Origin of the sequence: Pseudomonas fitomaticsae (assembly GCF_021018765.1) — a bacterium.
Taxonomy (GTDB): domain Bacteria; phylum Pseudomonadota; class Gammaproteobacteria; order Pseudomonadales; family Pseudomonadaceae; genus Aquipseudomonas; species Aquipseudomonas fitomaticsae.
In genome coordinates this window covers 4,814,546-4,841,212 of sequence record NZ_CP075567.1, presented here as the reverse complement: position 1 = coordinate 4,841,212, position 26,667 = coordinate 4,814,546, and the positions used below count along the sequence as shown (strand labels likewise).

The window sequence follows — 26,667 nt, the reverse complement described above, 5'->3', positions numbered from 1 at the left end:
CATGGACACCAAATTGCTCGACATCCTCGCCTGCCCGGTCTGCAAAGGCCCGCTCAAGCTCAGCGCCGACAAGACCGAACTGATCAGCAAGGGCGCCGGCCTGGCGTACCCGATCCGTGATGGCATCCCGGTCATGCTGGAAAGCGAAGCCCGCACCCTGACCACCGACGAGCGTCTGGATAAATGACCACCGCCTTCACCGTTGTCATCCCGTCGCGCTACGCCTCGACCCGTCTGCCGGGCAAGCCGCTGCTGGACATCGCCGGCAAGCCGATGATCCAGCACGTCTGGGAACAGGCCAGCAAAAGCAGCGCCAGTCGTGTGGTCGTGGCGACCGACGATGCGCGCATCGTCGAAGCCTGCAAGGCCTTCGGCGCCGAAGTGGTGCTGACCCGTGAAGATCACAACTCCGGCACCGATCGTCTGGCCGAAGTGGCCGCGAAGCTGGGCCTGGAGCCGGATGCCATCGTGGTCAACGTGCAGGGTGACGAACCGCTGATCCCGCCGAGCGTGATCGATCAGGTCGCCGCCAATCTTGCGGCCCACACCGAAGCGCGCATGGCCACCCTGGCCGAGCCGATTGAAGACGTCGAAACCCTGTTCAACCCGAACGTGGTCAAGGTCGTCAGCGACCTTAACGGTCTGGCGCTGACCTTCAGTCGCGCGACCCTGCCATGGGCTCGCGATGCGTTCGCCAAGAGCCGCGACGTGCTGCCGGAAGGCGTGCCGTATCGTCGTCACATCGGCATTTATGCCTACCGCGCAGGTTTCCTTCAGGACTTCGTGAGCTGGGGGCCGTGCTGGCTGGAAAACACCGAATCCCTCGAACAGCTGCGTGCCCTGTGGCACGGCGTGCGGATTCATGTGGCTGACGCGTTGATCGCACCGCCGACCGGTGTCGACACCGCCGAAGACCTTGAGCGCGTCCGTCGCCTGCTGGAGGCCTGATGCGCGTTCTGTTCGTGTGCCTGGGCAACATCTGCCGTTCGCCCACCGCCGAAGGTGTGTTGCGCCACAAGTTGCGTGAAGCGGGGCTGGCGGATCAGGTCGAAGTGGCCTCCGCCGGCACCGGCGACTGGCACGTCGGCAATCCGCCGGACAAACGCAGTCAGGCCGCGGCCAAGCTGCGCGGTTATGACCTGTCGGCGCAACGCGCCCAGCAGGTCAGCCGTGCCGATTTCGCCAGCTACGACCTGATCCTCGCCATGGACAACAGCAATCTGCGCAACCTCAAGGCCTTGCAGCCGTCCAGCGGCAAGGCCGAGCTGGACCTGTTTCTGCGCCGCTATGAAGGCGTGGTCGACGAGGTGCCGGATCCGTATTACGACGGCGATCAGGGTTTCGAGCAGGTGCTGGATCTGATCGAGCGTGCCTGCGATCAGCTGTTGATCGAAGTGAAGGGGCGGTTATGAGTTTGCAGGTACAGCCGCAGGTTTCCCTGAAACCCTTCAACACCTTCGGCGTCGACGTTCGCGCGCAGCTGTTTGCCGAAGCCCACAGTGACGCCGATGTGCGCGAAGCCCTGGCTTACGCGACTTCCCACGAGGTGCCGTTGCTGGTGATCGGCGGCGGCAGCAATCTGTTGCTCACGGCGGACATTCCGGCGCTGGTGTTGCGCATGTCCACTCGTGGTATCCGTGTCATCAGTGACGAAGGCAATCGTGTGGTGATCGAAGCCGAGGCTGGCGAGCCGTGGCACCCGTTCGTGCAGCACACGCTGGCGCAGGGGTTTTCCGGGCTGGAGAATCTCAGTCTGATCCCCGGCACCGTCGGCGCCGCGCCGATGCAGAACATCGGTGCCTACGGTGTCGAGATCAAGGATGTGTTCGCCGGCCTGACGGCGCTGGATCGCCAGACCGGTGAGTTGCGCGACTTCAGCCTGCAAGAGTGCAACTTCGCTTACCGCGACAGCGTGTTCAAGCAGCAGCCGGGTCGTTGGCTGATCCTGCGGGTGCGCTTCGCACTGGATCGAGTCGCGCATCTGCACCTGGAATACGGCCCGGTGCGTCAGCGTCTGAGCGAGCAGGGCATCGAGCAGCCGACGCCGACAGACGTCAGTCGAGCGATTTGCAGCATCCGCAGTGAAAAGTTGCCTGACCCGGCCGTGCTCGGCAATGCCGGCAGCTTCTTCAAGAATCCGCTGGTGTCGGCGGCGGTGGTTGCGCAGATCAAGGCGCAGCACCCGGATCTGGTGGCCTACGCGCAACCGGACGGGCAGATGAAACTGGCGGCCGGCTGGTTGATCGAGCGCGCCGGCTGGAAAGGTTTCCGTGAGGCCGATGCCGGCGTGCATAAATTGCAGGCGCTGGTGCTGGTCAACTACGGCGCGGCGACCGGGCTGCAATTGCTCGATCTGGCCCAGCGTATCCAGAAAGACATTTCAGAACGTTTCAATGTCGAGCTGGAAATGGAGCCCAATCGCTATTGAGGCTACGCTTTCAAGGCTGAACCCAAAGCCCTGCATTATTTAAAAAGTGCAGGGCTTTTTTGTTAATCGCGGGTTAACGTAGCCAGCTAACGATACCAGTCATTTGCTCCACCAAAGGCCCGGTGCAGACGTACCCGTCCGCACAAGAGAGCCTGATTAGCCTGAGCCGATCTGCGCGAACCACCACCGTCCCTGCGGTGGCAGATGGCTCGACCCCATAACCTCCATGAATATGCGGGCGTGCCCATGATTACCCTGAAACTTAATGGTCAAGACCATCCACTCGATGTTACCGAGGACATGCCGCTGTTGTGGGCGATCCGTGACGTCGCCGGTTACAACGGCACCAAGTTCGGCTGCGGCATGGGCCTGTGCGGTGCGTGCACGATTCATATCGACGGCGCGCCGGCGCGCAGTTGCATCACCCCGATCGGTTCGGTGGTCGGGCAGAACGTGACCACCATCGACAACCTGCACGCCGACCCGGTAGGGCAGATTGTCCAGCAAGCCTGGCTCGACACCGCTGTGGCCCAATGCGGTTACTGTCAGGGCGGGCAAATCATGTCCGCCACCGCGTTGCTCAAGACCAACCCGAACCCGAGCGACGAGCAGATCGAAGAAGCGATGGTCGGCAACATCTGCCGCTGCGGCACCTACAACCGGATCAAGACCGCGATCCGTCAGGCATCCACTCACCTGAAGGAGGCCAAGGCATGAGCCGTCTACCGAACGATTTCGCCCTGAGCAACCTGAGTCGCCGGGGCTTTCTCAAGGGCGTTGGCGCCACCGGTGCGCTGGTGCTGGCGGCGAGCTGGGGCTGGCAGGATGCGCTGGCCGAAGACAAGCCGAAGCAGTTCGGCGCCGATGGCATGCCCAACGGCTGGATCGACGATCCGAAGGTTTACGTCAGCATTTCCGCCGATGGCACGGTGACCGTGGTCTGCAACCGTTCGGAAATGGGCCAGGGCGTGCGCACCAGCCTGACCATGGTGGTCGCCGATGAACTGGAAGCCGACTGGGCCCACGTCAAGGTTCAGCAGGCGCCGGGTGATGAAGTGCGCTTCGGCAACCAGGACACCGACGGCTCGCGCAGCATGCGTCACTGGTACGAACCGATGCGCCGTTGCGGCGCTGCCGCCCGGACCATGCTGGAGCAGGCCGCCGCTGCGCAGTGGAAGGTGCCGGTCGGCGAATGCCGCGCGCAACTGCATAAAGTCATTCACACGCCGTCCGGGCGCGAGCTGGGTTACGGTGAGCTGGCCGCTGCGGCCAGTGCGCTGACGGTGCCGGCCCGTGACAGCCTGCGGCTCAAGCAGCCGTCGGAATTCCGCTACATCGGCAAGGAAGGCACCAAGGCCATCGACGGTGCCGACATCGTCAATGGCCGCGCGGTGTACGGCGCCGATGTGCATTTCGACGGCATGCTGTTCGCGGTCATTGCGCGTCCGGCGGTGTACGGCGGCAAGGTCAAGTCAGTCGACGACAGCGCCGCGCTGAAAGTGCCGGGCGTCCTCAAAGTCATCCAGATCGAACCCCGGCCATTGCCTTCGGAATTCCAGCCGTTGGGTGGCGTGGCCGTGGTGGCCAGCAACACCTGGGCGGCATTGAAGGGCCGTGAAGCGCTGAAGATCGAGTGGGACGATGGCCCGAACGCCACTTATGACTCGGTCGCCTATCGCAAGGAGATCGAAGCCGCTTCGCTGAAGCCGGGCAAGGTCGTGCGCAACACCGGCGATATCGACAAAGCCATCGGTAGTGCCGCCAGCACGCTGGAAGCCTCTTATTATCTGCCGCATCTGGCCCAGGCACCGATGGAGCCGATGGTCGCCATCGCCCGTTACAAGGATGGCACGTGCGAGGCATGGGCACCGAGCCAGGCGCCGCAGGTCACCCGTGAGCGGATCGCCGAACGCCTGGGGCTGCCGTTCGATAACGTCACGTTCAATGTCACGCTGTTGGGCGGTGGTTTCGGCCGCAAGTCCAAACCGGACTTTGTGGTTGAAGCTGCCGTGCTCGCCAAGGAATTTCCTGGCAAAGCCGTGCGCGTGCAGTGGACCCGGGAAGACGACATCCACAACTCGTATTTCCACACCGTGTCCGCCGAATATCTCAAGGCTGGCGTGGGCAAGGACGGCTTGCCGTCCGCCTGGCTGCACCGCACGGTGGCGCCGAGCATCACCGCGCTGTTTGCGCCGGGCATGAATCACGAAGCTGCGTTCGAGCTGGGCATGGGCTTTACCAACATGGCCTACGCGATTCCCAACGTGCGCCTGGAAAACCCTGAAGCCACGGTTCATACGCGGGTCGGCTGGTATCGCTCGGTGTCGAACATTCCCCATGGTTTTGCGATCCAGAGCTTTGTCGACGAACTGGCGCACAAGGCCAAGGAAGATCCGCTCAAGTACCAGATCAAGCTGCTCGGCCCGGATCGACAGATTGATCCACGCACTTTGAGTGAAGAGTGGAACTACGGCGAATCCCCCGAGCGTTATCCGATCGACACCGGGCGCATGCGCACCGTGCTGGAAACGGCGGCCAAGGCGGCGGGGTGGGGGCGTCAACTGCCCAAGGGCCGTGGCCTCGGACTGGCCGTGCATTACAGCTTCGTCACCTATGTGGCGGCGGTGATCGAAGTCGAGGTCAAGGACGACGGCACGCTGATCGTGCACAAAGCCGATATCGCCGTGGATTGTGGCCCGCAGATCAACCCCGAGCGCATCCGTTCGCAGTTCGAAGGCGCCTGTGTGATGGGCCTGGGCAATGCCGTGTGGGGCGAAATCAGCTTCAAGGACGGCAAGGTGCAGCAGGACAACTTCCATATGTATGAAGTGGCGCGCATGTCACTGGCGCCGAAGGAAGTCGCGGTGCATCTGGTGACGCCGCCGGGCGAGGTGCCATTGGGCGGTGTCGGTGAGCCTGGCGTGCCGCCGATTGCGCCGGCACTGTGCAATGCGATCTTCGCCGCCACCGGTCAGCGCATCCGCAACCTGCCGGTGCGTTACCAGTTGCAGGGCTGGCAAAAGGCGCAAGCGTGATGGACAGCGCCGATCTCAATGTCCTGCGCAGCGTGCTCGAATGGCGCCGCGACGGGAAGCGGGTAGTGTTGTTTTCGGTGGTGCAGACCTGGGGCACTGCGCCCCGGGCACCCGGCGCGATGCTGGCGTTGCGCGAAGATGGGGTGGTGATCGGTTCGGTGTCCGGCGGTTGCGTCGAGGACGATCTGATCGCCCGGCTGCACGATGGGCGGATTCCCGCCAACGGGCCGCCGGTGCAATTGATCACCTACGGCGTGACGCAGGAAGAAGCCGCGCGCTTCGGCCTGCCTTGCGGCGGCACCCTGCGCCTGACCGAGGAACGGGTCGGCGATCCGGCGTGGGTCGCCGAGTTGCTGGATCGCTGCGAGGCTCATGAAATCGTCGCTCGCGAACTGAACATTCGCACTGGCGAGGTAATGTTGCGCCCGGCCGGCAAGACCGACGTCTTGAGCTTCGACGGCCAGACCCTGCGTGCCATTTACGGCCCGCGCTGGCGCCTGCTGTTGATCGGCGCCGGGCAGTTGTCGCGGTATGTGGCCGAGATGGCGCGACTGCTGGATTTCGAAGTGCTGATCTGTGATCCGCGCACCGAGTTCGTCTATGGCTGGGAAGAGCAGCATGGGCGGTTTGTCCCCGGCATGCCGGACGAGGCGGTGCTGAATATCCAGACTGATGAACGCACGGCGATTGTCGCGCTGACTCACGATCCACGTCTGGACGACATGGCGCTGCTCACGGCGCTCGACTCCAAAGCGTTCTATGTCGGTGCGCTCGGCTCGCGGGTCAACAGCATCAAGCGCCGGGAAAATCTCGCTGAGCTAGGCTTGTCAGAAGCGGCCATTGCCCGATTGCACGGGCCGATCGGTTTGCATATTGGCAGCCATTCCCCGGCGGAAATCGCCTTGTCGCTGTTGGCGGAAATCGTCGCGATCAAGAATGGTGTCGAGCTCAAGCAGAAGAAAACAGTGGAGAGTGTATGAGCCGATCCATCGGGGTGATTGTGCTGGCGGCGGGTGAGGGCAGCCGCTTTCGTGAGGTGGCGGGCGCCGACAAGGACAAGCTGCTGGCCGATTGCACCGGGCGTGATGGCGCCGTGCGTTCAGTGATCGAGCAGGTGCTGGTGAACCTGCCGGCGAGCCTCGACCAGCGATTGCTGGTGACGACCGAGGTGCGACCGCAGGCGATGCGCATGGCGCAGGCTTACGGGTGTGACATTGTCTCGATTGAGTCCACGGGAATGGGCGATAGCATCGCTGCGGGTGTGGCGGCTTGCCCGGATGCCGATGGCTGGCTGATTGTCCTGGGGGATATGCCGTTCATCCTGCCGTCGAGCATTGAGCGGGTTGTGGCGGCGATTGCCGAGGATGCGGTCAGCGTACCGACGTTGAATGGTGACTATGGGCATCCGGTCGGGTTTGGTCGCTCGTTTGCAGCGGGGCTGATGGCCTTGTCCGGTGACCGGGGCGCGCGACCGTTGTTTGCCCAAGGGCGGGTGGTTGAAGTCGCGGTGGATGATCCGGGCGTGTTGTGGGATATCGATGTACCCGACGCGCTGGTTTTCCCGCCGTCCTGATAAAACCTTGAGATATAAAAAAGCCCCGCCTGGATTACCAGGCGGGGCTTTTTATTGGCGTTTGGAATCAGACGAGGGGTTTAGGCTCGTGTTCTTTTTCCTGGGCCTCTTCGTGTTGCTCGACCGCTTCCTGAACGGAGCGTGGAGCTTCGGCAATCACGGCTTCAACGGCAACTTCTTCAGCGACCGGGGCAGGAGCTGCCTCGATCACTTCGGCAGCTGGAGCAGTAGCGGCGGCAGCGGCAGCCAGTTCGGCTTCCTTCTGCAGGCGCTCTTCTTCACGCTTGCGACGACGCACTTCACGCGGGTCGTTAGGTGCGCGGCCGCTTGGGGTCAGGGCGCTGACCGGGGCGACAACTGGAGCTGTTTCAACTACCGGGGCAGGTGTTTCGGCAACCACTGGCGCTTCGACGACTGGGGCTTCAACGACCGGTGCCGGTTCAGCAACAACTACTGGCTCGGCAGCCTTGGCTTCTTCAACAACAGGCGCTTCAACCACTGGCGCTGGTGTTTCAGCAACAACCGGTTCGGCGACCCAGTTGAATGCGGTCTGTTCTTCGCGAACTTCACGCACGGTTTCGGTCACGGTTTCAGCGACGGTTTCGACAACCGACTCTTCAACAACGACTGGTGCTTCGAAGGTCACCGCTGGTTCGGCAGCCGCTTCAACCTGAGGCTGAGCTTCGCGAACCGGAGCCACTTCGACTTCCGGAGCAGCAGGTGCTTCGACCGGCGTAGTCGCTTCAACAACCGGTGCTTCAACTGGAGCAGTTTCCAGAGTGGCAGCGGTGGCGCGTTCAGCTTGCTCGTGAGCTTGAGCTTCAGCCGGAGCGCTGATCACGGTGCTGGCAACAGCAGCGGTCACAGCCAGGCCAGCAGCCAGATCGGCAGTGCTCGGCTCGGTGCCATCAGCGTTCTCGGAGGCTTCTTCCGAACCTTCGATCACATTGCCGTTGGCATCACGCTGACGCTCGCGACGGTTGCTGCGACGACGCTGACCACGGGAGCGGCGGCGTGGACGATCGCCTTCGGCGTTCTCCGAACCGTCTTCCGGCAGTTGCTCTTCGTTGGTGGTGATTTCTTCTTCGGCGACAGCGGCAGCGGCCTGTTCGGCACGCGGTTGACGCTCTTCACGCGGAGGACGTGGCGCACGTTCTTCACGTGGCTGACGGGCCGGACGCTCTTCAGCGGTGGCGGCGGCAGCAACGGCCGGGGCGGCATCCAGAGGCTCGCGCAGTTCACGTACGCGTTCTTCACGCTCGCCACGTGGCTTGCGATCTTCACGCGGAGCACGTGGTGCACGTTCTTCACGAGGGGCGCGCGGTGCGCGTTCTTCGCGGGCTACCGGTGCTTCGTCACGGGATTCGCGCGGCTCGCGGACTTCACGTGGTTCGCGCGGCTGACGCTCTTCACGCGGCTCACGTGGGGCGCGCTCTTCACGCGGTGCGCGTTCTTCGCGCGGCTTGCGTTCTTCATCGCGGCGACCGTTACGGTTGCGGCTCTGCTGACGACCGTTGCGACGCTCTTCGTTGCGGGCCGGACGCTCGGTGGCAGGTTTTTCAACCACAACCGGAGCAACAGGCTCTTCCTTGGTGGCGAACAGGCTGACCAGCGACTTCACCAGGCCTTTGAACAGGCTTGGCTCTGGCGCGGCAACCGGAGCAGGTGCCGGGGCGGCGGCTTCAGTCGGAACCGGAGCGTTGGCGCGGGCCGGAGCGGTCTTGACGGCGGCTTCCTGGCGAACCAGGGTGCGGGTCGCGGCGGCTGGCTGGACGTCTTCGACATCGGCGGCAGCGGCAGCGATTTCGTAGCTGGACTGGTTGGTCGCGGCTTCCGGGCTGTCGTCACGCAGGCGCTGAACTTCGAAATGCGGGGTTTCGAGGTGATCGTTCGGCAGGATGACGATGCGGGCGCGGGTGCGCAGTTCGATCTTGGTGATCGAGTTGCGTTTTTCGTTGAGCAGGAACGCAGCCACCGGAATCGGCACTTGAGCGCGAACTTCGGCGGTGCGGTCTTTCAGGGCTTCTTCTTCGATCAGGCGCAGGATCGCCAGGGACAGCGATTCGACGTCACGGATGATGCCGGTGCCGCTGCAGCGCGGGCAGACGATGCCGCTGCTTTCGCCCAGCGAAGGACGCAGGCGCTGACGGGACATTTCCAGCAGGCCGAAGCGCGAGATGCGACCGATCTGCACGCGGGCGCGGTCGGCTTCCAGGCATTCGCGGACTTTCTCTTCCACGGCGCGCTGGTTCTTGGCAGGGGTCATGTCGATGAAGTCGATGACGATCAGGCCGCCGATGTCGCGCAGGCGCAACTGACGGGCGATTTCTTCGGCGGCTTCAAGGTTGGTCTGCAGGGCGGTTTCTTCGATGTCGCTGCCTTTGGTGGCGCGCGCCGAGTTGATGTCGATGGACACCAGGGCTTCGGTCGGATCGATGACGATGGAGCCGCCGGACGGCAGTTCGACGACGCGCTGGAAAGCGGTCTCGATCTGGCTTTCGATCTGGAAACGGTTGAACAGCGGAACGCTGTCTTCGTACAGCTTGATCTTGCTGGCGTACTGCGGCATCACCTGGCGGATGAAGGTCAGGGCTTCGTCCTGGGCTTCAACGCTGTCGATCAGCACTTCGCCGATGTCCTGGCGCAGGTAATCGCGGATGGCGCGGATGATCACGTTGCTTTCCTGGTAGATCAGGAACGGCGCGGAACGATCCAGCGAGGCTTCTTTGATGGCGGTCCAGAGTTGCAGCAGGTAATCGAGGTCCCACTGCATTTCTTCGCTGCTGCGGCCAAGGCCGGCAGTGCGCACGATCAGACCCATGTCGGCCGGAGCGACCAGACCGTTCAGCGCTTCACGCAGTTCGTTGCGCTCTTCGCCTTCGATGCGACGGGAGATGCCGCCGGCACGCGGGTTGTTCGGCATCAGAACGAGGTAACGACCGGCCAGGCTGATGAAGGTGGTCAGGGCTGCGCCCTTGTTGCCACGTTCTTCTTTTTCGACCTGAACGATGACTTCCTGGCCTTCGCTCAGGACGTCCTTGATGTTGACGCGGCCTTCAGGGGCTTTCTTGAAGTATTCGCGGGAGATTTCTTTGAGGGGCAGGAAGCCGTGGCGCTCGGAGCCGAAATCGACAAAGGCAGCCTCAAGGCTTGGTTCGATGCGAGTGATGCGGCCTTTATAGATGTTGGCCTTTTTCTGCTCGCGTGCACCGGATTCGATGTCCAGGTCGTAGAGGCGCTGGCCATCTACCAGTGCAACACGCAACTCTTCGGGTTGAGTTGCGTTAATCAGCATTCTTTTCATGTAGTACCGTCGGTTTCCGGGCTGCCGGAAACGGCGTTCGGCACACACGACTTCTCACGGTCGGTGTCAGGTGCGTCGGGAGTGGTTGGCCATTCCCGTGTCCAGCGATGTCCGGCCAATTGGGCCGTTATCGCGACGTACGCGTCCTGCTTGCTGTGGCTACTTAAGCACTCAGTCAGGAGGAGGAATCAACCGGTGGCTGTGGACGAGATGAAGCGTCTTGATAAAACCTGTTGCTACACAGTCCAGCGGTTGTGCATCTCCACCCTACACGTATCCCTGATAATTCGGGTGCTGCCGCGCGCAGAATCCGCAGCGGGTTGGCATTTACCGTGAGCTCCGAAAGGGGAGGTCACGCATCATGGCTAATTCAGGCGGTGTTTCCGGAGTCTTCGCTCGAGGTCATCCGCGGCTGACTGCACTTTGTGAACTGGCCGTGAATATGGCTCGCGTGGCGAGTCAAAACTCTGCTTTGCGGCGTGATTCAGGCCTCATGTCACCTGCGCTTGTTACAGCTGCAAACTCCACCGTTACGTAGCAAAAGCCCCGTAGGACGGCCTCGCGTCCTGGTGAATTGCGTTGGTCAGGGCCGGTTTTTGACCGTGGTTCCGCTGTCCAGGCCGCTTTTGGCGGCGTTCGCGACTATAGCAGCAATGATTAAGTGCTTCAATTCCATAAAAAATTGTTATCATCGGCGCCATGACGACTACTGCCCCTTCGACTCCAGGCGTTCAACTGCTTGAGGTCTCGCCGGAATATGCCGGCCAACGAATCGACAATTTCCTCCTCGCCCGGCTCAAAGGCGTGCCCAAGACCTTGATTTACCGCATTTTGCGCAAAGGCGAAGTGCGGGTTAACAAAGGTCGGATCAAGCCCGAATACAAGCTGCAGGCCGGCGACATCGTGCGCGTGCCGCCAGTGCGCGTGCCTGAGCGTGACGAACCGGTGCCTTTGGCCCAAGGCCTGTTGCAGCGCCTGGAAGCCTCGATTGTCTACGAAGACAAGGCCCTGATCGTGATCAACAAGCCCGCCGGCATTGCGGTTCACGGTGGCAGCGGCCTGAATTACGGCGTTATCGAAGCCTTTCGTCAGTTGCGCCCCGATGCCAAGGAGCTCGAGCTGGTTCACCGTCTCGACCGTGATACCTCCGGCCTGTTGATGATCGCCAAAAAGCGCAGCATGTTGCGCCACTTGCATGCCGCGTTGCGTGGTGATGGTGTCGACAAACGCTACATGGCGCTGGTTCGCGGCAACTGGGCGACTTCGATCAAGCAGGTTCGTGCGGCGCTCGGCAAGAGCAATCTGCGCTCCGGTGAGCGCATGGTCGAGGTCGACGAGGAGGAGGGCAAGGAGTCTGTGACCGTGTTCAAGGTCCTGCGTCGCTTTGGCGATTTTGCCACTTTGATCGAGGCCAAGCCGATCACCGGTCGCACGCACCAGATCCGCGTCCACACGTTGCACGCCGGGCACTGCATTGCCGGTGACACCAAGTACGGCGATGACAGTTTCAGTAAGGAAATTCGTGATCTGGGCGGCAAGCGTCTGTTCCTGCACGCCTACATGCTGACCGTGCCGCTGCCCGATGGCGGTGAACTCAAGTTGCAGGCACCGGTCGATGAAATGTGGGCCAAGACTGTGGAGCGATTGAGTGCGCCCATCTGATTACAAGCTGCTGATTTTTGATTGGGACGGCACCCTGGCTGATTCCATTCATCGGATTGTCGAGGCAATGCACTCGGCATCCGGGCGTTCAGGTTTCGAGTTGCGGGATGACTTTGCCGTCAAAGGCATTATCGGTCTGGGTTTGCCCGAGGCGATCCGTACGCTGTATCCCGAAATCAGCGATGCCGAAATGACCTTGTTTCGCGAGTATTACGCGGATCACTACATCGCTGCAGAAGCCGTACCTTCGCCGTTGTTCGAAGGTGTAGTCGAGTCGATGGCGTCCTTTCGCGAGCAGGGCTATCACCTGGCTGTTGCGACCGGCAAGAATCGTCGTGGGCTGGATCGGGTGCTCAAAGCCAATGGCTGGGAAGATTATTTCGATATCACCCGTGCTGCCGATGAAACTGCAAGCAAGCCGCACCCTCTGATGCTGGAACAGATCCTTGCGCATTGCGGCGTACGTGCCGAACAAGCGCTGATGGTCGGTGATTCGTCCTTCGATCTGCTGATGGCGCGTAATGCGGGGATGGATTCGGTGGCGGTCAGTTATGGCGCGCAATCGATCGAATCACTGCAGCAGTTCGAGCCGCGACTGTCGATCGACCATTTTTCCGAATTGCACGCCTGGCTGGAGAAGCAGGCTTAATACGTTTTTGCTGGGGTGGATGGGATGACCGACGAATGGAAAGCACCGGCCAAGGCAACTGCTGACGACGGTGACGCGAAAAGCTGGAAGCTGCTGGAAAAGACTCTGCTGGCTGGCGTGCAGGAACAGCGCCGGTCGCGCCGCTGGGGCATCTTCTTCAAGCTGTTGACGTTTGTTTATCTGTTTGTTGCGCTGATACTGTTCACGCCGTTGATGGATATGGAGAAGAGCGCTACGCGCAGCTCCAACTACACCGCGTTGATCGACGTCACCGGCATGATCGCCGACAAAGAGCCTGCCAGCGCCGACAACATCGTCGGCAGCCTGCGTGCAGCGTTCGAAGACAAGAAGGTCAAAGGCGTAATCCTGCGCATCAACAGCCCGGGCGGCAGTCCGGTGCAGTCGGGTTATGTGTATGACGAGATCAAGCGCCTGCGCGGCCTGCATCCCGACACCAAGCTGTACGCGGTGATTTCCGATCTGGGTGCTTCCGGTGCCTATTACATCGCCAGCGCTGCGGATCAGATCTATGCCGACAAGGCCAGTCTGGTGGGTTCCATTGGTGTGACGGCGGCTGGTTACGGGTTTGTCGGCACGATGGAGAAGCTTGGCGTCGAGCGTCGCACCTACACCTCCGGCGAGCACAAGTCGTTCCTCGACCCGTTCCAGCCGCAGAAGCCGGAAGAAACCGCATTCTGGCAAAGTGTGCTGGATACCACGCACAAGCAGTTCATCAACAGCGTCAAGCAGGGGCGTGGCGATCGCCTGAAAGACAAAGAGCATCCGGAGCTGTTCTCCGGGCTGGTCTGGTCTGGCGAGCAGGCGCTGCCATTGGGGCTGATCGATGGTCTGGGCAATGCCAGCTCGGTGGCGCGTGACGTGATTGGCGAAAAGGAACTGGTGGACTTCACCGTTCAGGAATCGCCGTTTGACCGCTTCTCGAAGAAGTTAGGCGCCAGCGTTGCCGAGAAACTGGCAATGTGGATGGGTTTCAACGGCCCGTCGTTGCGCTGATCGAATGCTGCAAGAAAAACCGGCCTGAGGGCCGGTTTTTTGTGGGTCAGGGAATCTGTACGCCTTCGACCAGCAGCATGTCGATCAGGCGAATCAGCGGCAGGCCGATCAGGCTGGTGGCGTCGGGGCCTTCGGTCGACTGGAACAGGCTCACGCCCAGTCCTTCGGCCTTGAAGCTGCCGGCGCAGTCGTAGGGTTGCTCGGCGTGCAGATAGCGCTCGACGCGGGCCTGGTCCAGTGCGCGCATGTGCACGGTGAAGGGCACGCAGTCGACCTGACAGTGGCCTGTCTGGCTGTTGAGCAGGGCCAGGCCGGTGAGGAAGGTCACGCTGGCGCCGCTGGCGGCCATCAGTTGTTCGCGGGCGGTTTCGAAGGTATGCGGCTTGCCGATGATGAGCTCGCCGAGTACCGCAACCTGGTCGGAGCCGATGATCAGGTGAGCAGGGTGGCTGTCGGCCAGGGCTCGGGCTTTCTGTTCGGCGAGGCGTTTCACCAGCTCGATTGCCGACTCGTCCGGGCGATGGCTTTCATCGATATCCGGCGAGCTACAGACGAACGGCAGGCGCAGGCGGCTGAGCAATTCCCGACGATAGGTCGAGCTTGAAGCGAGTAATAAAGGCAGCATTCGCATCTCCAGAGGCAGGCGACAGATTCTAGCGGAGCCGCGCAAGTGACGGACAGGGCACAATTTCCTTTGACATGGGTGGGTGCATCCCTATAATGCTGCGCCTATGTTGAATGACCCGATTCCACCTCACGTTGACCCGCGCAAATTGGCTGACCGTGGCACCACCCTTCAAGGTGAACTGCTGCTGGCCGATTTGAAGAGACTCTGCGACCCGCTTTCCGACGATGTCGGTACGGTGCAGGCAAAATTCGTTTTTGAACGAGATGAACGTAAATCTGTGGTGATCCACAGCTTTATCGACACCGAAGTCAAAATGGTTTGCCAGCGTTGTCTTGAGCTGGTCACCCTGCCGATCCACAGCGAATGCAGTTACGCTGTTGTGAAGGAGGGTGCGAATACCCAGTCGTTACCGAAAGGTTATGACGTGCTGGAACTGGGCGAAGATCCATTGGATCTGCAGTCACTGATCGAGGAGGAGCTTCTGCTCGCCTTGCCCATTGTGCCTGCTCATCATCCGGAAGAATGCCAGCAGCCGGCGGGAGCAGATGAGCCCGAACCGAGCGAGGACGAGGTAACGCGGTCCAACCCGTTCAGTGTATTGGCGCAGTTAAAGCGTGACCCAAACGTTTAGGAGTTAATCAATTATGGCTGTTCAGCAGAACAAAAAATCCCGCTCTGCCCGTGACATGCGCCGTTCGCACGACGCTCTCGAGGCTAGCACCCTGTCTGTAGAAAAAACCACTGGTGAAGTTCACCTGCGTCACCACGTATCGCCAGAAGGCGTATACCGTGGCCGTAAAGTGATCGACAAGGGCGCTGACGAGTAATCACTTGTCCGCTCAAGTCATCGCGATTGACGCAATGGGCGGGGACTTCGGTCCCCGCAGCATTGTTCAGGCCAGCCTTGCTTGCCTTTCTGCTACACCCTCGCTGCACCTGGCCCTCGTCGGTCAACCCTCCCTTCTTGAAGAACTGATCACCGGCCAATCGGCTGCCGATCGCGCGCGCCTGACGATTGTTCCGGCGTCCGAAGTCATTACCATGGACGAAAAACCTGCCCAGGCCCTGCGTGGCAAGCCGGACTCGTCGATGCGTGTCGCCCTTGAATTGCTGCGTGACGGCAAGGTTCAGGCCTGTGTCAGTGCCGGCAATACCGGTGCGTTGATGGCCCTGTCGCGATTTGTGCTCAAGACCCTGCCGGGGATTGATCGTCCGGCCATGGTCGCCGCGATCCCTACCCAGAAGGGCTATTGCCAGTTGCTCGATCTGGGCGCCAACGTCGATTGCAGCGCCGAGCATCTGTTGCAGTTTGCCGTGATGGGGTCGGTGGCGGCGCAAACCCTGGGCATTGCCCGTCCGCGCGTTGCGCTGCTGAATATCGGCACTGAAGACATCAAGGGCAATCAGCAGGTCAAGCTGGCTGCGACGTTGTTGCAGGCTGCCCGGGGCATCAATTACATCGGTTTCATCGAAGGCGACGGCTTGTATCGCGGCGAGGCGGACGTAGTGGTTTGCGACGGTTTCGTCGGCAATATCCTGCTCAAGTCCAGCGAAGGCCTGGCGACGATGATCGCCGCGCGCATCGAAGCCTTGTTCAAGAAAAACCTGGCATCCCGAGCGGTCGGTGCGCTGGCGCTGCCATTGATGAAGCGTCTGCAGGCTGATCTGGCGCCTGCGCGGCATAACGGCGCAAGCTTCCTCGGTTTGCAGGGCATTGTCGTGAAAAGTCACGGTTCGGCCGGGGTTCAGGGGTTTCAGAGTGCCATTCAGCGAGCGCTGATCGAGATTCAGGAGAATCTTCCCGAGCGCCTGCACGGCCGTCTGGAGGATTTGTTGTCTTAGGCGTTTTCGTCGGACAATGCTTAAATGTGACCGCCCGGTTCAAAGGGCCATCCAACTGTCAGTTTCTTGCGTCCCTCTAGCGGGATGCCATTTTTCCGACGACAAGATCATTAGGGGCTTGTTACATGTCTGCTTCCCTCGCATTCGTCTTTCCAGGACAGGGTTCGCAGTCCCTCGGCATGCTGGCCGAGCTGGGCGCGCAACATCCACTGATCCTCGAAACCTTCAAAGAAGCATCCGACGCTCTGGGCTACGACCTGTGGGCGCTGACCCAGCAGGGCCCGGAAGAGCAGCTCAATCAAACCGATAAAACCCAACCGGCCATTCTGACCGCTTCGATCGCCCTGTGGCGTCTGTGGCTGGCGGAAGGTGGTGCGCGTCCTGCCTTCGTTGCCGGTCACAGCCTGGGTGAATACAGCGCGCTGGTTGCTGCTGGCAGCCTGAGCCTGGCGGACGCGGTAAAGCTCGTCGAGCGCCGTGGCCAGCTGATGCAGGAAGCCGTTCCGGCCGGGCAGGGCGGCATGGCTGCCATCCTCGGTCTGGAAGATGCCGATGTTCTGGCTGCCTGTGCCGAAGCGGCGCAAGGCGAAGTGGTCAGCGCGGTGAACTTCAACTCCCCGGGTCAGGTGGTGATCGCCGGTGCCAAGGCAGCCGTCGAGCGCGCCATCGAAGGCTGCAAGGCCCGTGGCGCCAAGCGTGCCATGCCGCTGCCGGTCAGCGTGCCGTCGCACTGCGAACTGATGCGCCCGGCTGCCGAGCGTTTCTCCGAGTCCATCGCTGCCATCGACTGGCAGGCGCCGCAGATCCCTGTGGTACAGAACGTCAGTGCGCAAGTGCCGGCGGATCTGGAAACCCTCAAGCGTGATCTGTTGGAACAACTCTACAAGCCGGTCCGCTGGGTCGAGTCCGTACAGACCCTGGCCGCCAAAGGTGCGACCAATCTGGTCGAGTGCGGCCCTGGCAAGGTGCTGGCCGGTCTGAACAAACGTTGCGCCGAAGGCGTTTCGACTTCCAACCTCAATACCCCAGACGCTTTCGCTGCTGCTCGCGCAGCGGCTGTCTGAATCAGGAGAAGCTTGCATGAGTCTGCAAGGTAAAGTTGCACTGGTCACCGGCGCAAGCCGTGGCATCGGCCAGGCTATCGCACTGGAACTGGGTCGTCAGGGCGCCATCGTTGTCGGCACCGCGACTTCCGCTTCGGGTGCCGAGCGCATTGCTGCGACCCTGAAGGAAAACGGCATCCAGGGCGCGGGTTTCGAACTGAACGTCACCAGCGACGAATCGGTCAGCGCAGTGCTGGCGAGCATTCAGGAGCAGTTCGGTGCGCCGGTGGCGATTCTGGTCAACAATGCCGGCATCACCCGCGATAACCTGATGATGCGCATGAAAGACGACGAGTGGTACGACGTGATCGATACCAACCTGAACAGTCTGTATCGCCTGTCCAAGGGCGTTCTGCGCGGCATGACCAAGGCGCGTTGGGGCCGAATTATCAGTATTGGCTCGGTGGTGGGTGCCATGGGCAACGCTGGCCAAGTAAACTATGCAGCCGCCAAGGCCGGTCTGGAAGGTTTCAGCCGTGCCATGGCGCGTGAAGTCGGTTCGCGTTCGATTACGGTCAACTCGGTAACCCCAGGGTTCATCGACACCGATATGACTCGCGAGCTGCCTGAAGCACAGCGTGAAGCCTTGCAGACGCAGATTCCGCTGGGCCGTCTGGGACAAGCTCAAGAGATCGCGTCCGTGGTCGCTTTTCTTGCATCCGACGGTGCGGCATACGTGACCGGGGCTACAATCCCGGTTAACGGCGGGATGTACATGTAATTCAAATGTGACGGATTGCTTCAAAAAAATGTCATACGAGCTGTCTAAAATCCGTTATAAAGCTGCAATCTATTTATAGGCAGAGGGCCGCAGGGTTTGAGGAGTGAAGCTTTCAGTTGAAAAGCTGAAAAGTCTTTCTATACACTTACCCACTGGCCAGCTGCCTGAATTTGTCCATTAGGAGTGAAAACAAGGTATGAGCACCATCGAAGAGCGCGTCAAGAAAATCGTTGCCGAGCAACTGGGTGTTAAAGAAGAAGAAGTGGTCAACACCGCTTCCTTCGTAGAAGACCTGGGTGCCGACTCCCTTGACACCGTTGAGCTGGTGATGGCTCTGGAAGAGGAATTCGAGACCGAAATCCCTGACGAAGAAGCTGAGAAGATCACTACTGTACAAGCTGCAATCGACTACGTTACTAGCCACCAGGCGTAATAGTTTGTAATCGTTGCTTGCTGTCATGGAAAAACCGCACTGCCATCATGGCGTGCGGTTTTTTCTTTAGGCCTGATGCAAAGTCGTCATTTGAAAAAGGAGAGTGCTGTGTCGCGTAGACGCGTCGTAGTCACCGGTATGGGTATGTTGTCGCCACTGGGCACGGATGTGCCGAGCAGTTGGCAGGGCATTCTGGCTGGCCGCAGTGGCATTGGTCTGATCGAACACACCGACCTTTCTGCCTATTCCACCCGCTTTGGCGGCTCGGTAAAGGGCTTCAATGTCGAGGAATACCTGTCGGTCAAGGAAGCGCGCAAGCTCGACCTGTTCATTCAGTACGGTCTGGCGGCCGGCTTTCAAGCCGTACGCAATGCCGGTCTGGAAGTCACCGATGCCAACCGTGAACGCATTGGCGTGGCCATGGGTTCGGGTATCGGCGGTTTGACCAACATCGAAGAAACCAGCCGCACCCTGCACGAGACTGGCCCGCGCCGGATTTCTCCGTTCTTTGTGCCTGGCTCGATCATCAATATGATTTCCGGTTTCCTGTCCATCCACCTGGGTGCGCAGGGGCCTAACTACGCCATCGCCACAGCGTGTACCACTGGTACGCACTGCATCGGCATGGCGGCGCGCAACATCATGTACGACGAAGCCGACGTGATGATTGCCGGCGGTGCCGAGATGGCTGCGTGCGGTCTTGGCATGGGCGGCTTCGGTGCTTCCCGTGCGCTGTCGACCCGCAACGACGAGCCGACCCGCGCCAGCCGTCCGTGGGACAAGGGCCGTGACGGTTTCGTGCTGTCCGACGGCGCCGGTGCCCTGGTGCTCGAAGAGCTCGAGCACGCCAAGGCCCGTGGCGCGACCATCTACGCCGAACTGATCGGTTTCGGCACCAGTGGCGACGCCTTCCACATGACTTCGCCACCCGCCGACGGCGCTGGTGCTGCACGCTGCATCACCAACGCGCTGCGCGATGCGAAGATCAACGTCGATCAAGTGCAATACATCAACGCCCACGGCACTTCGACCCCGGCCGGCGACCTCGCTGAAGCCAACGCCATCAAGTCGGTGTTCGGTGATCACGCCTACAAGCTGGCGGTCAGCTCTACCAAGTCCATGACCGGTCATCTGCTGGGTGCGGCGGGTGCGGTCGAGGCGATCTTCAGCGTGCTGGCGATCAACAGCCAGGTGGCGCCGCCAACCATCAACCTCGATGAGCCGGACGAAGGCTGCGACCTCGATTTCGTGCCGCACACCGCGCGCAACATGGATATCGATGTCGTGCTGTCCAACTCGTTCGGGTTCGGCGGCACCAACGGCACGTTGGCGTTCCGTCGGTTCGCCGGCTGATGGACTGCTGGGTCGACGGTCTGCCGGCTGACGCTCTGTCGCTGAAAGATCGCGGCCTGGCTTACGGCGACGGTCTGTTCGAGACCATCGCCGTGCGTGGCGGTCAGCCGGTGCTGCTGGATCGGCATCTGACGCGTCTGGCCGACGGCTGTGCGCGTCTGGCCATCACGACGGACATCGAACAGGTTTGCCATGAGCTGCAAGCCTATGCCGCCGCGATGGGCGAGGGTGTGCTCAAGCTCATCCTTACCCGTGGCGACGGATTGCGCGGTTATGCGCCGGATCCTTCGGCGCAGGGCCGACGCATTCTACAAGGCAATCCTCCCGCCGCTTATCCAGCGGCCCACGCCGAGCAGGGCGTTCGCCTGTTTCCGTGCAGCACGCGCCTGTCCAGGCAGCCGTTGCTCGCCGGGCTCAAACACCTCAATCGACTGGAACAGGTCATTGCCCGTGCCGAATGGCAGGACGGTGAGCATGCCGAAGGTCTGATGCTCGATCAGGCCGGTCGGGTGATCGAAGGTGTGTTCAGCAACCTGTTCCTGGTACGTGACGGTGTGCTGATCACGGCGGACCTGAAACGCTGCGGTGTGGCCGGTGTGATGCGCGCAGAAATATTGTTTCAGGCCGAGTCTCTGGGCATTCCCGTGCAAATCACCGACATCCCCCTCGAACAGCTGCAATGGGCCGATGAAGTCTTTGTCTGCAATAGCGTGTATGGCGTCTGGCCGGTACGCGCCTGTGCTGCTCTGAGCTGGCCGGTTGGCCCGCTCACCCGTAAACTGCAAACCATTGCCCGCGCGCTACTGGATGCCTGATTCGTGAGACGTAAACTTTTGCTGCTGCTGGAAACCGGACTGGTTCTGGCAGGGCTGCTGTTGGGCGCCAGCGCCTGGAAGATTCATTCGGCACTGGAACAGCCCCTGAACATCACGCAGGAAGAACTGCTGGATGTGCCCAAGGGATCCACCCCGACCCGTACTTTTCTTGGACTCGAAGCCGATGGCGTCATAAAGGACGCGTTCTGGCTGCGGGTCTATTGGCGTTTCAATCTGGCCGGCACGCCGATTCACAGCGGTGAATACCGCATGCAACCGGGCATGACCGTCAACGGCCTGATCGACCTGTGGAAGCGCGGCGATGTGGTTCAGTACAGCCTGACGCTGGTCGAGGGCTGGAACTTCCATCAAGTGCGCGCCGCGCTGGCCAAGGATGAAAAGATCGAGCAGACCCTCAACGGCCTGAGCGACAGTGATGTGATGGCCAAGATCGGTCACAAGGGCCTGTTCCCCGAGGGACGCTTCTTCCCCGACACCTACCGCTTCGTGCGCGGTGTGACCGATACCGAACTGCTGAAAAAGGCCTTCGACCGCCTCGACGAAGTGCTGGCCAAGGAGTGGGAAAAACGCTCCGCCGACGTGCCTTACACCGAGCCCTATCAGGCGCTGATCATGGCGTCGCTGGTGGAGAAGGAAACCGGCGTGCCTCAGGAGCGTGGCCAGATTGCCGGCGTCTTCGTGCGTCGTATGGCGCTAGGGATGCAGTTGCAGACCGATCCGACGGTGATCTACGGCCTGGGTGATCGCTACAACGGCAAGCTGACCCGCGCCCACCTCAAGGAAGCCACGCCGTACAACACCTACATGATTCCCGGCCTGCCGCCGACGCCGATCGCCATGGTTGGACGTGAAGCCATTCACGCCGCGCTCAATCCGGTGGATGGCACCAGCCTCTACTTCGTTGCCCGTGGCGATGGCAGCCACGTGTTCTCCGATGATCTGGACGCGCACAACAACGCGGTGCGCGAGTACCAGCTCAAGCGACGCGCGGATTACCGCTCAAGCCCGGCGCCGGCGACAGCGCCCGAGGCCGCTCCGGCAGCCGAGGAGGCGATTCCTGCCGCCTCGCCCGATACCGCACCGGAGTCGTTGCCGCAGCCGCCTGCTCAAGAGCCTGCACCGACGCCGGAACCGGAAGCGTCCACTCCCCAAAACACGCAATGACTTTGATTAAGGACTGCCTGTGACTGGCTTGTTTATTACCCTGGAAGGCCCGGAAGGCGCCGGCAAAAGCACTAACCGCGAATACCTCGCCGAGCGCCTGCGCGCCGCCGGTATCGAAGTGGTGCTGACCCGCGAGCCCGGCGGTACGCCGCTGGCCGAGCGCATTCGTGAGGTGTTGCTCGCCCCGGTCGACGAAGTGATGAACCCGGACACCGAGCTGTTGCTGGTGTTCGCCGCCCGCGCCCAGCATCTGGCTGAAGTCATTCGCCCGGCGCTGGCCCGTGGTGCGGTGGTGCTGTGTGACCGTTTCACCGATTCGACTTACGCCTATCAGGGCGGTGGTCGCGGCTTGTCGCTGGAGCGCATCGCGGCGCTGGAGACTTTCGTGCAGGGCGACCTGCGTCCCGACCTGACGCTGATTTTCGATCTGCCGGTGGAAATCGGCCTGGCTCGGGCCAGCGCCCGAGGTCGTCTGGATCGTTTCGAGCTGGAAGGCCGTGAGTTTTTCGAGGCCGTGCGCAGTGCGTTCCTCAAGCGCGCCGAAGCTGATCCGGCGCGTTACGTGCGGATCGACGCCGGTCAGCCGTTGGTCAAGGTTCAACAATCGCTGGATACCCTGATTCCGAACTTGCTGGAGCTGAGCCGTGGCTGAGGCCTATCCGTGGCAGGACAGCCTCTGGCAGCAACTGGCCGGTCGCACTCAGCATGCCCACGCGTATCTGCTGCACGGGCCGGCCGGGATCGGCAAGCGCGCGCTGGCCGAGCGGCTGATGGCCAGCCTGCTGTGCCAGCGTCCGACGCCTGAAGCCTGCGGCGAGTGCAAATCCTGCCTGCTGCTCAAGGCCGGCAGCCACCCGGACAATTACATCCTCGAACCGGAAGAAGCGGACAAGGCGATCAAGGTCGACCAGGTGCGCGATCTGGTCAGTTTCGTGGTGCAGACCGCGCAACTGGGCGGTCGCAAGGTGGTGCTGATCGAGCCGGTGGAGTCGATGAACATCAACGCCGCCAACGCTTTGCTCAAGAGCCTTGAAGAGCCGTCTGGCGACACCGTGCTGTTGCTGGTCAGTCACCAGCCGAGCCGGTTGTTGCCGACCATCAAGAGCCGCTGCGTGCAGCAGGCCTGTCCGCTGCCGAGCGAATCCATGAGCCTGCAATGGCTGGCTCAGGCACTGCCGGAATGTTCCGAAGACGAACGTGTCGAACTGTTGACCCTGGCTGCCGGCTCGCCATTGGCCGCGGTCACGTTGCACGGGCAGGGCGTGCGTGAGCAGCGCGCGCAGGTTGTGGAAGGCGTGAAGAAGTTGCTCAAACAGCAGCAATCACCGACGCAACTGGCCGAGGAGTGGAAAAACATTCCGATGCTGCGTCTGTTCGACTGGTTCTGCGACTGGTCGAGTCTGATCCTGCGTTATCAGTTGACCCAGGATGAAGCGGGCCTCGGCCTGACCGACATGCGCAAGGTCGTGCAGTATCTGGCGCAGAAAAGCGCCCAGCCAAAAGTGCTGGATATTCAGGACTGGATTCTCGCCCAGCGCCAGAAAGTCCTGAGCAAGGCCAACCTCAACGCGGCGTTGCTGCTGGAAGCGTTGCTGGTGCAATGGGCGAGCTTGCCTGGCCAAAGATAAGAATGTGTACCTAGACTCTGAACATCAGTAGTGGAGGTCAACATGAATGAACCTGTCAGCCCGGGGCCGCGCAACGGCATCTTGTCCCTGACCATCAAGGACAAGTCGGTTCTTTACGCCGCCTACATGCCGTTCATCAAGAACGGTGGCCTGTTCATCCCGACCAACAAGAGCTACAAGTTGGGCGACGAGGTGTTCATGCTGCTGAACCTGATGGACGAGGCGGAGAAGATTCCTGTGGCCGGCAAAGTGGCCTGGATCACCCCCAAAGGCGCCCAGGGCAACCGCGCAGCCGGCGTCGGCGTGCAATTCAACGATGGCGACAACACCGCGCGCAGTCGCATCGAAACTCATCTGGCCGGAGCCCTGAAGTCCGACCGTCCCACTCATACGATGTAAGTTGCAGTCCTTTTTATGCTCGTAGATTCCCATTGTCACCTTGATCGCCTCGACCTCGCCGCTCACGACGGTTCCCTGGATGCCGCGCTGAATGCGGCCCGTCAGCGCGGAGTGGGGCACTTCCTGTGCATCGGCGTCAGCGCCGACAACGCGGCCGACGTCAAAGCCCTGGCCGAGCGTTACGACGATGTCGATTGCTCGGTCGGCGTGCATCCGCTGGATGTGCAGCCGGGCTCGGCGCCGGCGCTGGACTGGCTGTTGCACGAGCTCAATCACCCGAAAGTGGTGGCGATCGGCGAAACCGGTCTGGACTACCACTACGAGCCAGAGGCCGCCGAACTGCAGCAGGAATCGTTCCGTCTGCACCTGCAAGCCGCGCAGCAGACCGGCAAACCGGTGATCATCCACACCCGTGGCGCCCGCGCCGACACGCTCCAACTGTTGCGCGAAGCCGCGTTGCCCCAGGCCGGCGTGCTGCATTGCTTCACCGAAGACTGGGACATGGCCAAGGCGGCGCTGGACATGGGTTATTACATTTCCCTGTCGGGCATCGTCACCTTCCGCAATGCCGATGCGCTGCGCGATGTGGCGAGCAAGGTTCCGGCCGATCGCCTGCTGGTGGAAACCGATTCGCCGTACCTGGCGCCGATCCCTTATCGCGGCAAGCCGAACCTGCCGCAATACGTGCGCGAAGTGGCAGAGTTTCTGGCGATGCTGCGCGGCGAGAACTACGAGCGCTTTGCCGAGCAGACCACCGAGAACTTCAAGCGACTGTTTCCGCTGGCGCATGTAAAAGCCTGAATCGCAGGCAAAAAAAACCCGGGTTCTGGGGGGTGAATCCGGGTTAAGACCATTAGGAGTAAAACAAAGGCACGCGGTCCCTTGGTACCTTTACCGGCGCGACACTTGGGGGAGATGTCGCCCGACAGTTCAAGTATTGATCAGTCTGGCGCCGAGTCCAGTTGGCCGGCCGGGGTTTTTAAACAAATTTGGAATACGTTCGCTTCGGTTATGTTCTCATTCCCCCCGAAACGTTCGTGAAATGAACAAGAAACACAGATATGGTCGGATGATCCGTGCATTTTTGCGCAAGTTAGGCATAATACGCGGCTTCGAATTTTGACCCCTACAGACCTTTTCTTATGCACAAAGAACCTCGTAAGGTCCGTGAGTTTCGTCGCCGCGAGCAAGAAATTCTCGATACCGCGCTCAAGCTGTTCCTCGAACAAGGTGAAGACAGTGTCACCGTCGAGATGATTGCTGATGCCGTGGGTATCGGCAAAGGCACGATCTACAAGCACTTCAAGTCCAAGGCCGAAATCTATCTGCGCCTGATGCTCGATTACGAGCGCGACTTGAACGAGCTGTTGCACTCGGCCGATGTCGACAAGGACAAGGAAGCGCTGTCCCGTGCCTACTTTGAATTCCGCATGCGCGACCCGCAGCGCTATCGCCTGTTCGATCGCCTGGAAGAGAAAGTGGTCAAGGGCAATCAGGTGCCCGAGATGGTCGAGGAGCTGCACAAGATCCGTGCCTCGAACTTCGAACGCCTGACGCTGCTCATCAAGGGCCGCATCAGCGAAGGCAAGCTCGAAGACGTGCCGCCGTACTTCCACTACTGCGCATCCTGGGCGCTGGTGCACGGCGCGGTGGCGCTGTATCACTCGCCGTTCTGGAGCAATGTGCTGGAAGATCAGGAAGGTTTCTTCCAGTTCCTGATGGATATTGGCGTGCGCATGGGCAACAAGCGCAAGCGCGACCCTGAAACGTCAAGCAGCTGAATCATTCAGTCGCCTTATGCGCCGTGTTTTTCGCTACATGGCGCAGTACCGCAGGAATATACTCAGGCATAGGGCTTGCTAAAACTTGAATTGTGAGTCAAGTTTTAGCCGCTCGATTTTCCATCGCCGGAGTGCTTCATGATCGTTGACCGTCAAGGCAGGCGTTTTCGCAATTTGCGGATCAGTCTGACTTCAGCCTGCAATTACGCCTGTACCTACTGCGTGCCCAACGGCAAGCGGCTGGTGGCTGCGCAGGATGAATTGTCGGCCGAGGCCATGGCACGTGGCGTGGCTTATCTGATCGAAGCCGCCGGCATCGAGCGTCTGCGCATCACTGGCGGCGAGCCGCTGGTCAGCCCCAAACTCGAATCTTTCATGAGCGCCGTCGGCAAGATGGGCCTGGAAGACATCAGCCTGACCACCAACGGCCAGCTCCTGGCGAAAAAACTCCCGTTACTGGTCGATGCCGGCCTGCGACGCATCAATGTTTCCCTCGATACCCTGGACGCCGGCGCGTTCCGCAGCATTGCCCGTGGCGGCGATCTGGCCACCGTGCTGGATGGCATGGATCAGGCGGCAGCGGCGGGCATGAAGATCAAGGTCAACATGGTGCCGTTGCGCGGGCAGAACCTGGATCAGGTGATGCCGCTGCTCGATTACTGCCTTGAGCGCGGCTTTGAGCTGCGCTTCATCGAGCTGATGCGCATGGGCCACCTGGCCACTGATTCCAACGCCTTCCTGCAACAGTTCGTCAGCCTGCAACAGCTGCTGAGCCTGATCGGCGAACATTACGAGTACGCGCAAACCGACGCGCCGGTGGACGCCACGGCGGTTCGCTATGCGATTCCCGGTCTGGGCAACTTCGGCGTTATTGCCAACGAAAGTGTGCCGTTCTGCCGAACCTGCTCGCGCCTGCGCCTGTCGTCCACCGGATGGCTGCATGGCTGCCTGTCGTCGAGCAACCGCCACTACGTCGGTGATCTGCTCGACAAGCCGCGCCACGAGGCGCTGCCGGCGTTGCAGCGACTGCTGGTCAAGGCCTTGGGCGACAAGCAGGAAGTCGCGTTCTCCGGCGGCGCCACCGTCATGAAGATCATCGGCGGCTAAGCCCGGT

28 protein-coding genes are annotated in these 26,667 nt (G+C 61.1%); 26 read left to right on the top strand and 2 right to left on the bottom strand.

Going from position 1 to position 26,667, the window contains the following annotated elements; translation table 11 throughout:
* Position 1 precedes the first annotated feature (1 nt).
* From KJY40_RS21840 to KJY40_RS21805, 8 genes are all read left to right on the top strand, one after another.
* A complete protein-coding gene (locus KJY40_RS21840; protein ID WP_003179363.1) occupies positions 2-187 on the top strand; it encodes a Trm112 family protein in 186 nt (61 codons plus the stop codon).
* A complete protein-coding gene (gene kdsB / locus KJY40_RS21835; protein WP_064383500.1) occupies positions 184-948 on the top strand; it encodes a 3-deoxy-manno-octulosonate cytidylyltransferase in 765 nt (254 codons plus the stop codon). The genes KJY40_RS21840 and kdsB overlap by 4 nt, the downstream gene beginning before the upstream one ends.
* Positions 948-1,412 carry a low molecular weight protein-tyrosine-phosphatase gene (locus KJY40_RS21830; RefSeq protein ID WP_230732807.1) on the top strand — a complete coding sequence of 155 codons (465 nt, stop codon included), beginning with the start codon at positions 948-950 and terminating at the stop codon, positions 1,410-1,412. The genes kdsB and KJY40_RS21830 overlap by 1 nt, the downstream gene beginning before the upstream one ends.
* Positions 1,409-2,428: a UDP-N-acetylmuramate dehydrogenase gene (gene murB / locus KJY40_RS21825; protein WP_230732804.1), complete on the top strand. Its 1,020-nt coding sequence runs from the start codon at positions 1,409-1,411 to the stop codon at positions 2,426-2,428. The genes KJY40_RS21830 and murB overlap by 4 nt, the downstream gene beginning before the upstream one ends.
* Positions 2,429-2,674: 246 nt before the next feature.
* A complete protein-coding gene (locus KJY40_RS21820) occupies positions 2,675-3,145 on the top strand; it encodes a (2Fe-2S)-binding protein (protein ID WP_039770687.1) in 471 nt (156 codons plus the stop codon).
* Positions 3,142-5,463 carry a xanthine dehydrogenase family protein molybdopterin-binding subunit gene (locus KJY40_RS21815; protein ID WP_230732801.1) on the top strand — a complete coding sequence of 774 codons (2,322 nt, stop codon included), beginning with the start codon at positions 3,142-3,144 and terminating at the stop codon, positions 5,461-5,463. Before KJY40_RS21820 ends, KJY40_RS21815 begins: the two co-directional genes overlap by 4 nt.
* Positions 5,463-6,443, top strand: a complete 981-nt coding sequence (locus KJY40_RS21810) for an XdhC family protein (protein WP_230732798.1) — start codon at positions 5,463-5,465, stop codon at positions 6,441-6,443. Before KJY40_RS21815 ends, KJY40_RS21810 begins: the two co-directional genes overlap by 1 nt.
* Positions 6,440-7,036 (top strand): nucleotidyltransferase family protein, encoded by a 597-nt coding sequence (locus KJY40_RS21805; protein WP_230732795.1) that lies wholly within the window; start codon positions 6,440-6,442, stop codon positions 7,034-7,036. The genes KJY40_RS21810 and KJY40_RS21805 overlap by 4 nt, the downstream gene beginning before the upstream one ends.
* 67 nt (positions 7,037-7,103) lie before the next feature.
* Here the strand turns inward: KJY40_RS21805 and rne are convergent, their stop codons facing one another.
* Positions 7,104-10,340, bottom strand: coding sequence for a ribonuclease E (rne, locus tag KJY40_RS21800; RefSeq protein ID WP_230732792.1), 3,237 nt, complete (start codon positions 10,338-10,340; stop codon positions 7,104-7,106).
* A 699-nt stretch (positions 10,341-11,039) separates the two neighbouring features.
* Here rne and rluC point away from each other — a divergent pair.
* From rluC to sppA, 3 genes are read left to right on the top strand one after another with little or no spacing between them, the layout of a single operon-like run.
* Entirely contained in the window at positions 11,040-12,002 is a 963-nt protein-coding gene (gene rluC, locus KJY40_RS21795; protein WP_025113008.1) for a 23S rRNA pseudouridine(955/2504/2580) synthase RluC, read from the top strand.
* Complete coding sequence (locus KJY40_RS21790) at positions 11,989-12,651, top strand: HAD-IA family hydrolase (protein ID WP_115078850.1); 663 nt, start codon at positions 11,989-11,991, stop codon at positions 12,649-12,651. Before rluC ends, KJY40_RS21790 begins: the two co-directional genes overlap by 14 nt.
* A gap of 24 nt (positions 12,652-12,675) precedes the next feature.
* On the top strand, positions 12,676-13,665 hold the full coding sequence (gene sppA / locus KJY40_RS21785) for a signal peptide peptidase SppA (protein WP_179694104.1): 990 nt from the start codon (positions 12,676-12,678) through the stop codon (positions 13,663-13,665).
* A 46-nt stretch (positions 13,666-13,711) separates the two neighbouring features.
* On the opposite strand, the gene KJY40_RS21780 is transcribed toward sppA, so the two are convergent.
* On the bottom strand, positions 13,712-14,290 hold the full coding sequence (locus KJY40_RS21780) for a Maf family protein (protein WP_230732789.1): 579 nt from the start codon (positions 14,288-14,290) through the stop codon (positions 13,712-13,714).
* Positions 14,291-14,396: 106 nt separating this feature from the next.
* Here KJY40_RS21780 and KJY40_RS21775 point away from each other — a divergent pair, with 106 nt between their 5' ends.
* From KJY40_RS21775 to KJY40_RS21705, 15 genes are all read left to right on the top strand, one after another.
* Positions 14,397-14,924, top strand: coding sequence for a YceD family protein (locus KJY40_RS21775; protein WP_003204262.1), 528 nt, complete (start codon positions 14,397-14,399; stop codon positions 14,922-14,924).
* A gap of 13 nt (positions 14,925-14,937) precedes the next feature.
* Positions 14,938-15,120 (top strand): 50S ribosomal protein L32, encoded by a 183-nt coding sequence (gene rpmF / locus KJY40_RS21770; protein WP_003179396.1) that lies wholly within the window; start codon positions 14,938-14,940, stop codon positions 15,118-15,120.
* 4 nt (positions 15,121-15,124) lie between these two features.
* Positions 15,125-16,135: a phosphate acyltransferase PlsX gene (plsX, locus tag KJY40_RS21765; protein ID WP_082302347.1), complete on the top strand. Its 1,011-nt coding sequence runs from the start codon at positions 15,125-15,127 to the stop codon at positions 16,133-16,135.
* 125 nt (positions 16,136-16,260) lie between these two features.
* On the top strand, positions 16,261-17,199 hold the full coding sequence (gene fabD, locus KJY40_RS21760) for an ACP S-malonyltransferase (RefSeq protein WP_230732786.1): 939 nt from the start codon (positions 16,261-16,263) through the stop codon (positions 17,197-17,199).
* 16 nt (positions 17,200-17,215) lie between these two features.
* On the top strand, positions 17,216-17,959 hold the full coding sequence (fabG, locus tag KJY40_RS21755; protein WP_065257231.1) for a 3-oxoacyl-ACP reductase FabG: 744 nt from the start codon (positions 17,216-17,218) through the stop codon (positions 17,957-17,959).
* A gap of 196 nt (positions 17,960-18,155) precedes the next feature.
* Positions 18,156-18,392: an acyl carrier protein gene (acpP, locus tag KJY40_RS21750; RefSeq protein WP_003175607.1), complete on the top strand. Its 237-nt coding sequence runs from the start codon at positions 18,156-18,158 to the stop codon at positions 18,390-18,392.
* 108 nt (positions 18,393-18,500) lie between these two features.
* The gene (gene fabF / locus KJY40_RS21745) at positions 18,501-19,745 is read left to right on the top strand and encodes a beta-ketoacyl-ACP synthase II (protein WP_007908259.1); all 1,245 of its coding nucleotides are present in this window, start codon (positions 18,501-18,503) and stop codon (positions 19,743-19,745) included.
* The gene (gene pabC, locus KJY40_RS21740; protein WP_230732783.1) at positions 19,745-20,560 is read left to right on the top strand and encodes an aminodeoxychorismate lyase; all 816 of its coding nucleotides are present in this window, start codon (positions 19,745-19,747) and stop codon (positions 20,558-20,560) included. The genes fabF and pabC overlap by 1 nt, the downstream gene beginning before the upstream one ends.
* Positions 20,561-20,563: 3 nt before the next feature.
* Positions 20,564-21,745, top strand: coding sequence for an endolytic transglycosylase MltG (mltG, locus tag KJY40_RS21735; protein ID WP_230732780.1), 1,182 nt, complete (start codon positions 20,564-20,566; stop codon positions 21,743-21,745).
* 19 nt (positions 21,746-21,764) lie between these two features.
* Positions 21,765-22,397: a dTMP kinase gene (gene tmk, locus KJY40_RS21730; RefSeq protein ID WP_197869178.1), complete on the top strand. Its 633-nt coding sequence runs from the start codon at positions 21,765-21,767 to the stop codon at positions 22,395-22,397.
* Positions 22,390-23,373: a DNA polymerase III subunit delta' gene (locus KJY40_RS21725; RefSeq protein WP_230732777.1), complete on the top strand. Its 984-nt coding sequence runs from the start codon at positions 22,390-22,392 to the stop codon at positions 23,371-23,373. The genes tmk and KJY40_RS21725 overlap by 8 nt, the downstream gene beginning before the upstream one ends.
* A 42-nt stretch (positions 23,374-23,415) precedes the next feature.
* Positions 23,416-23,772, top strand: a complete 357-nt coding sequence (locus KJY40_RS21720) for a PilZ domain-containing protein (protein WP_007950801.1) — start codon at positions 23,416-23,418, stop codon at positions 23,770-23,772.
* 15 nt (positions 23,773-23,787) lie between these two features.
* A complete protein-coding gene (locus KJY40_RS21715) occupies positions 23,788-24,573 on the top strand; it encodes a TatD family hydrolase (protein WP_230732775.1) in 786 nt (261 codons plus the stop codon).
* A 341-nt stretch (positions 24,574-24,914) separates the two neighbouring features.
* Positions 24,915-25,553, top strand: coding sequence for a TetR/AcrR family transcriptional regulator (locus KJY40_RS21710; RefSeq protein ID WP_230732772.1), 639 nt, complete (start codon positions 24,915-24,917; stop codon positions 25,551-25,553).
* 138 nt (positions 25,554-25,691) lie between these two features.
* Positions 25,692-26,660 carry a GTP 3',8-cyclase MoaA gene (locus KJY40_RS21705; RefSeq protein ID WP_096820964.1) on the top strand — a complete coding sequence of 323 codons (969 nt, stop codon included), beginning with the start codon at positions 25,692-25,694 and terminating at the stop codon, positions 26,658-26,660.
* The last annotated feature ends 7 nt before the right edge of the window (positions 26,661-26,667 follow it).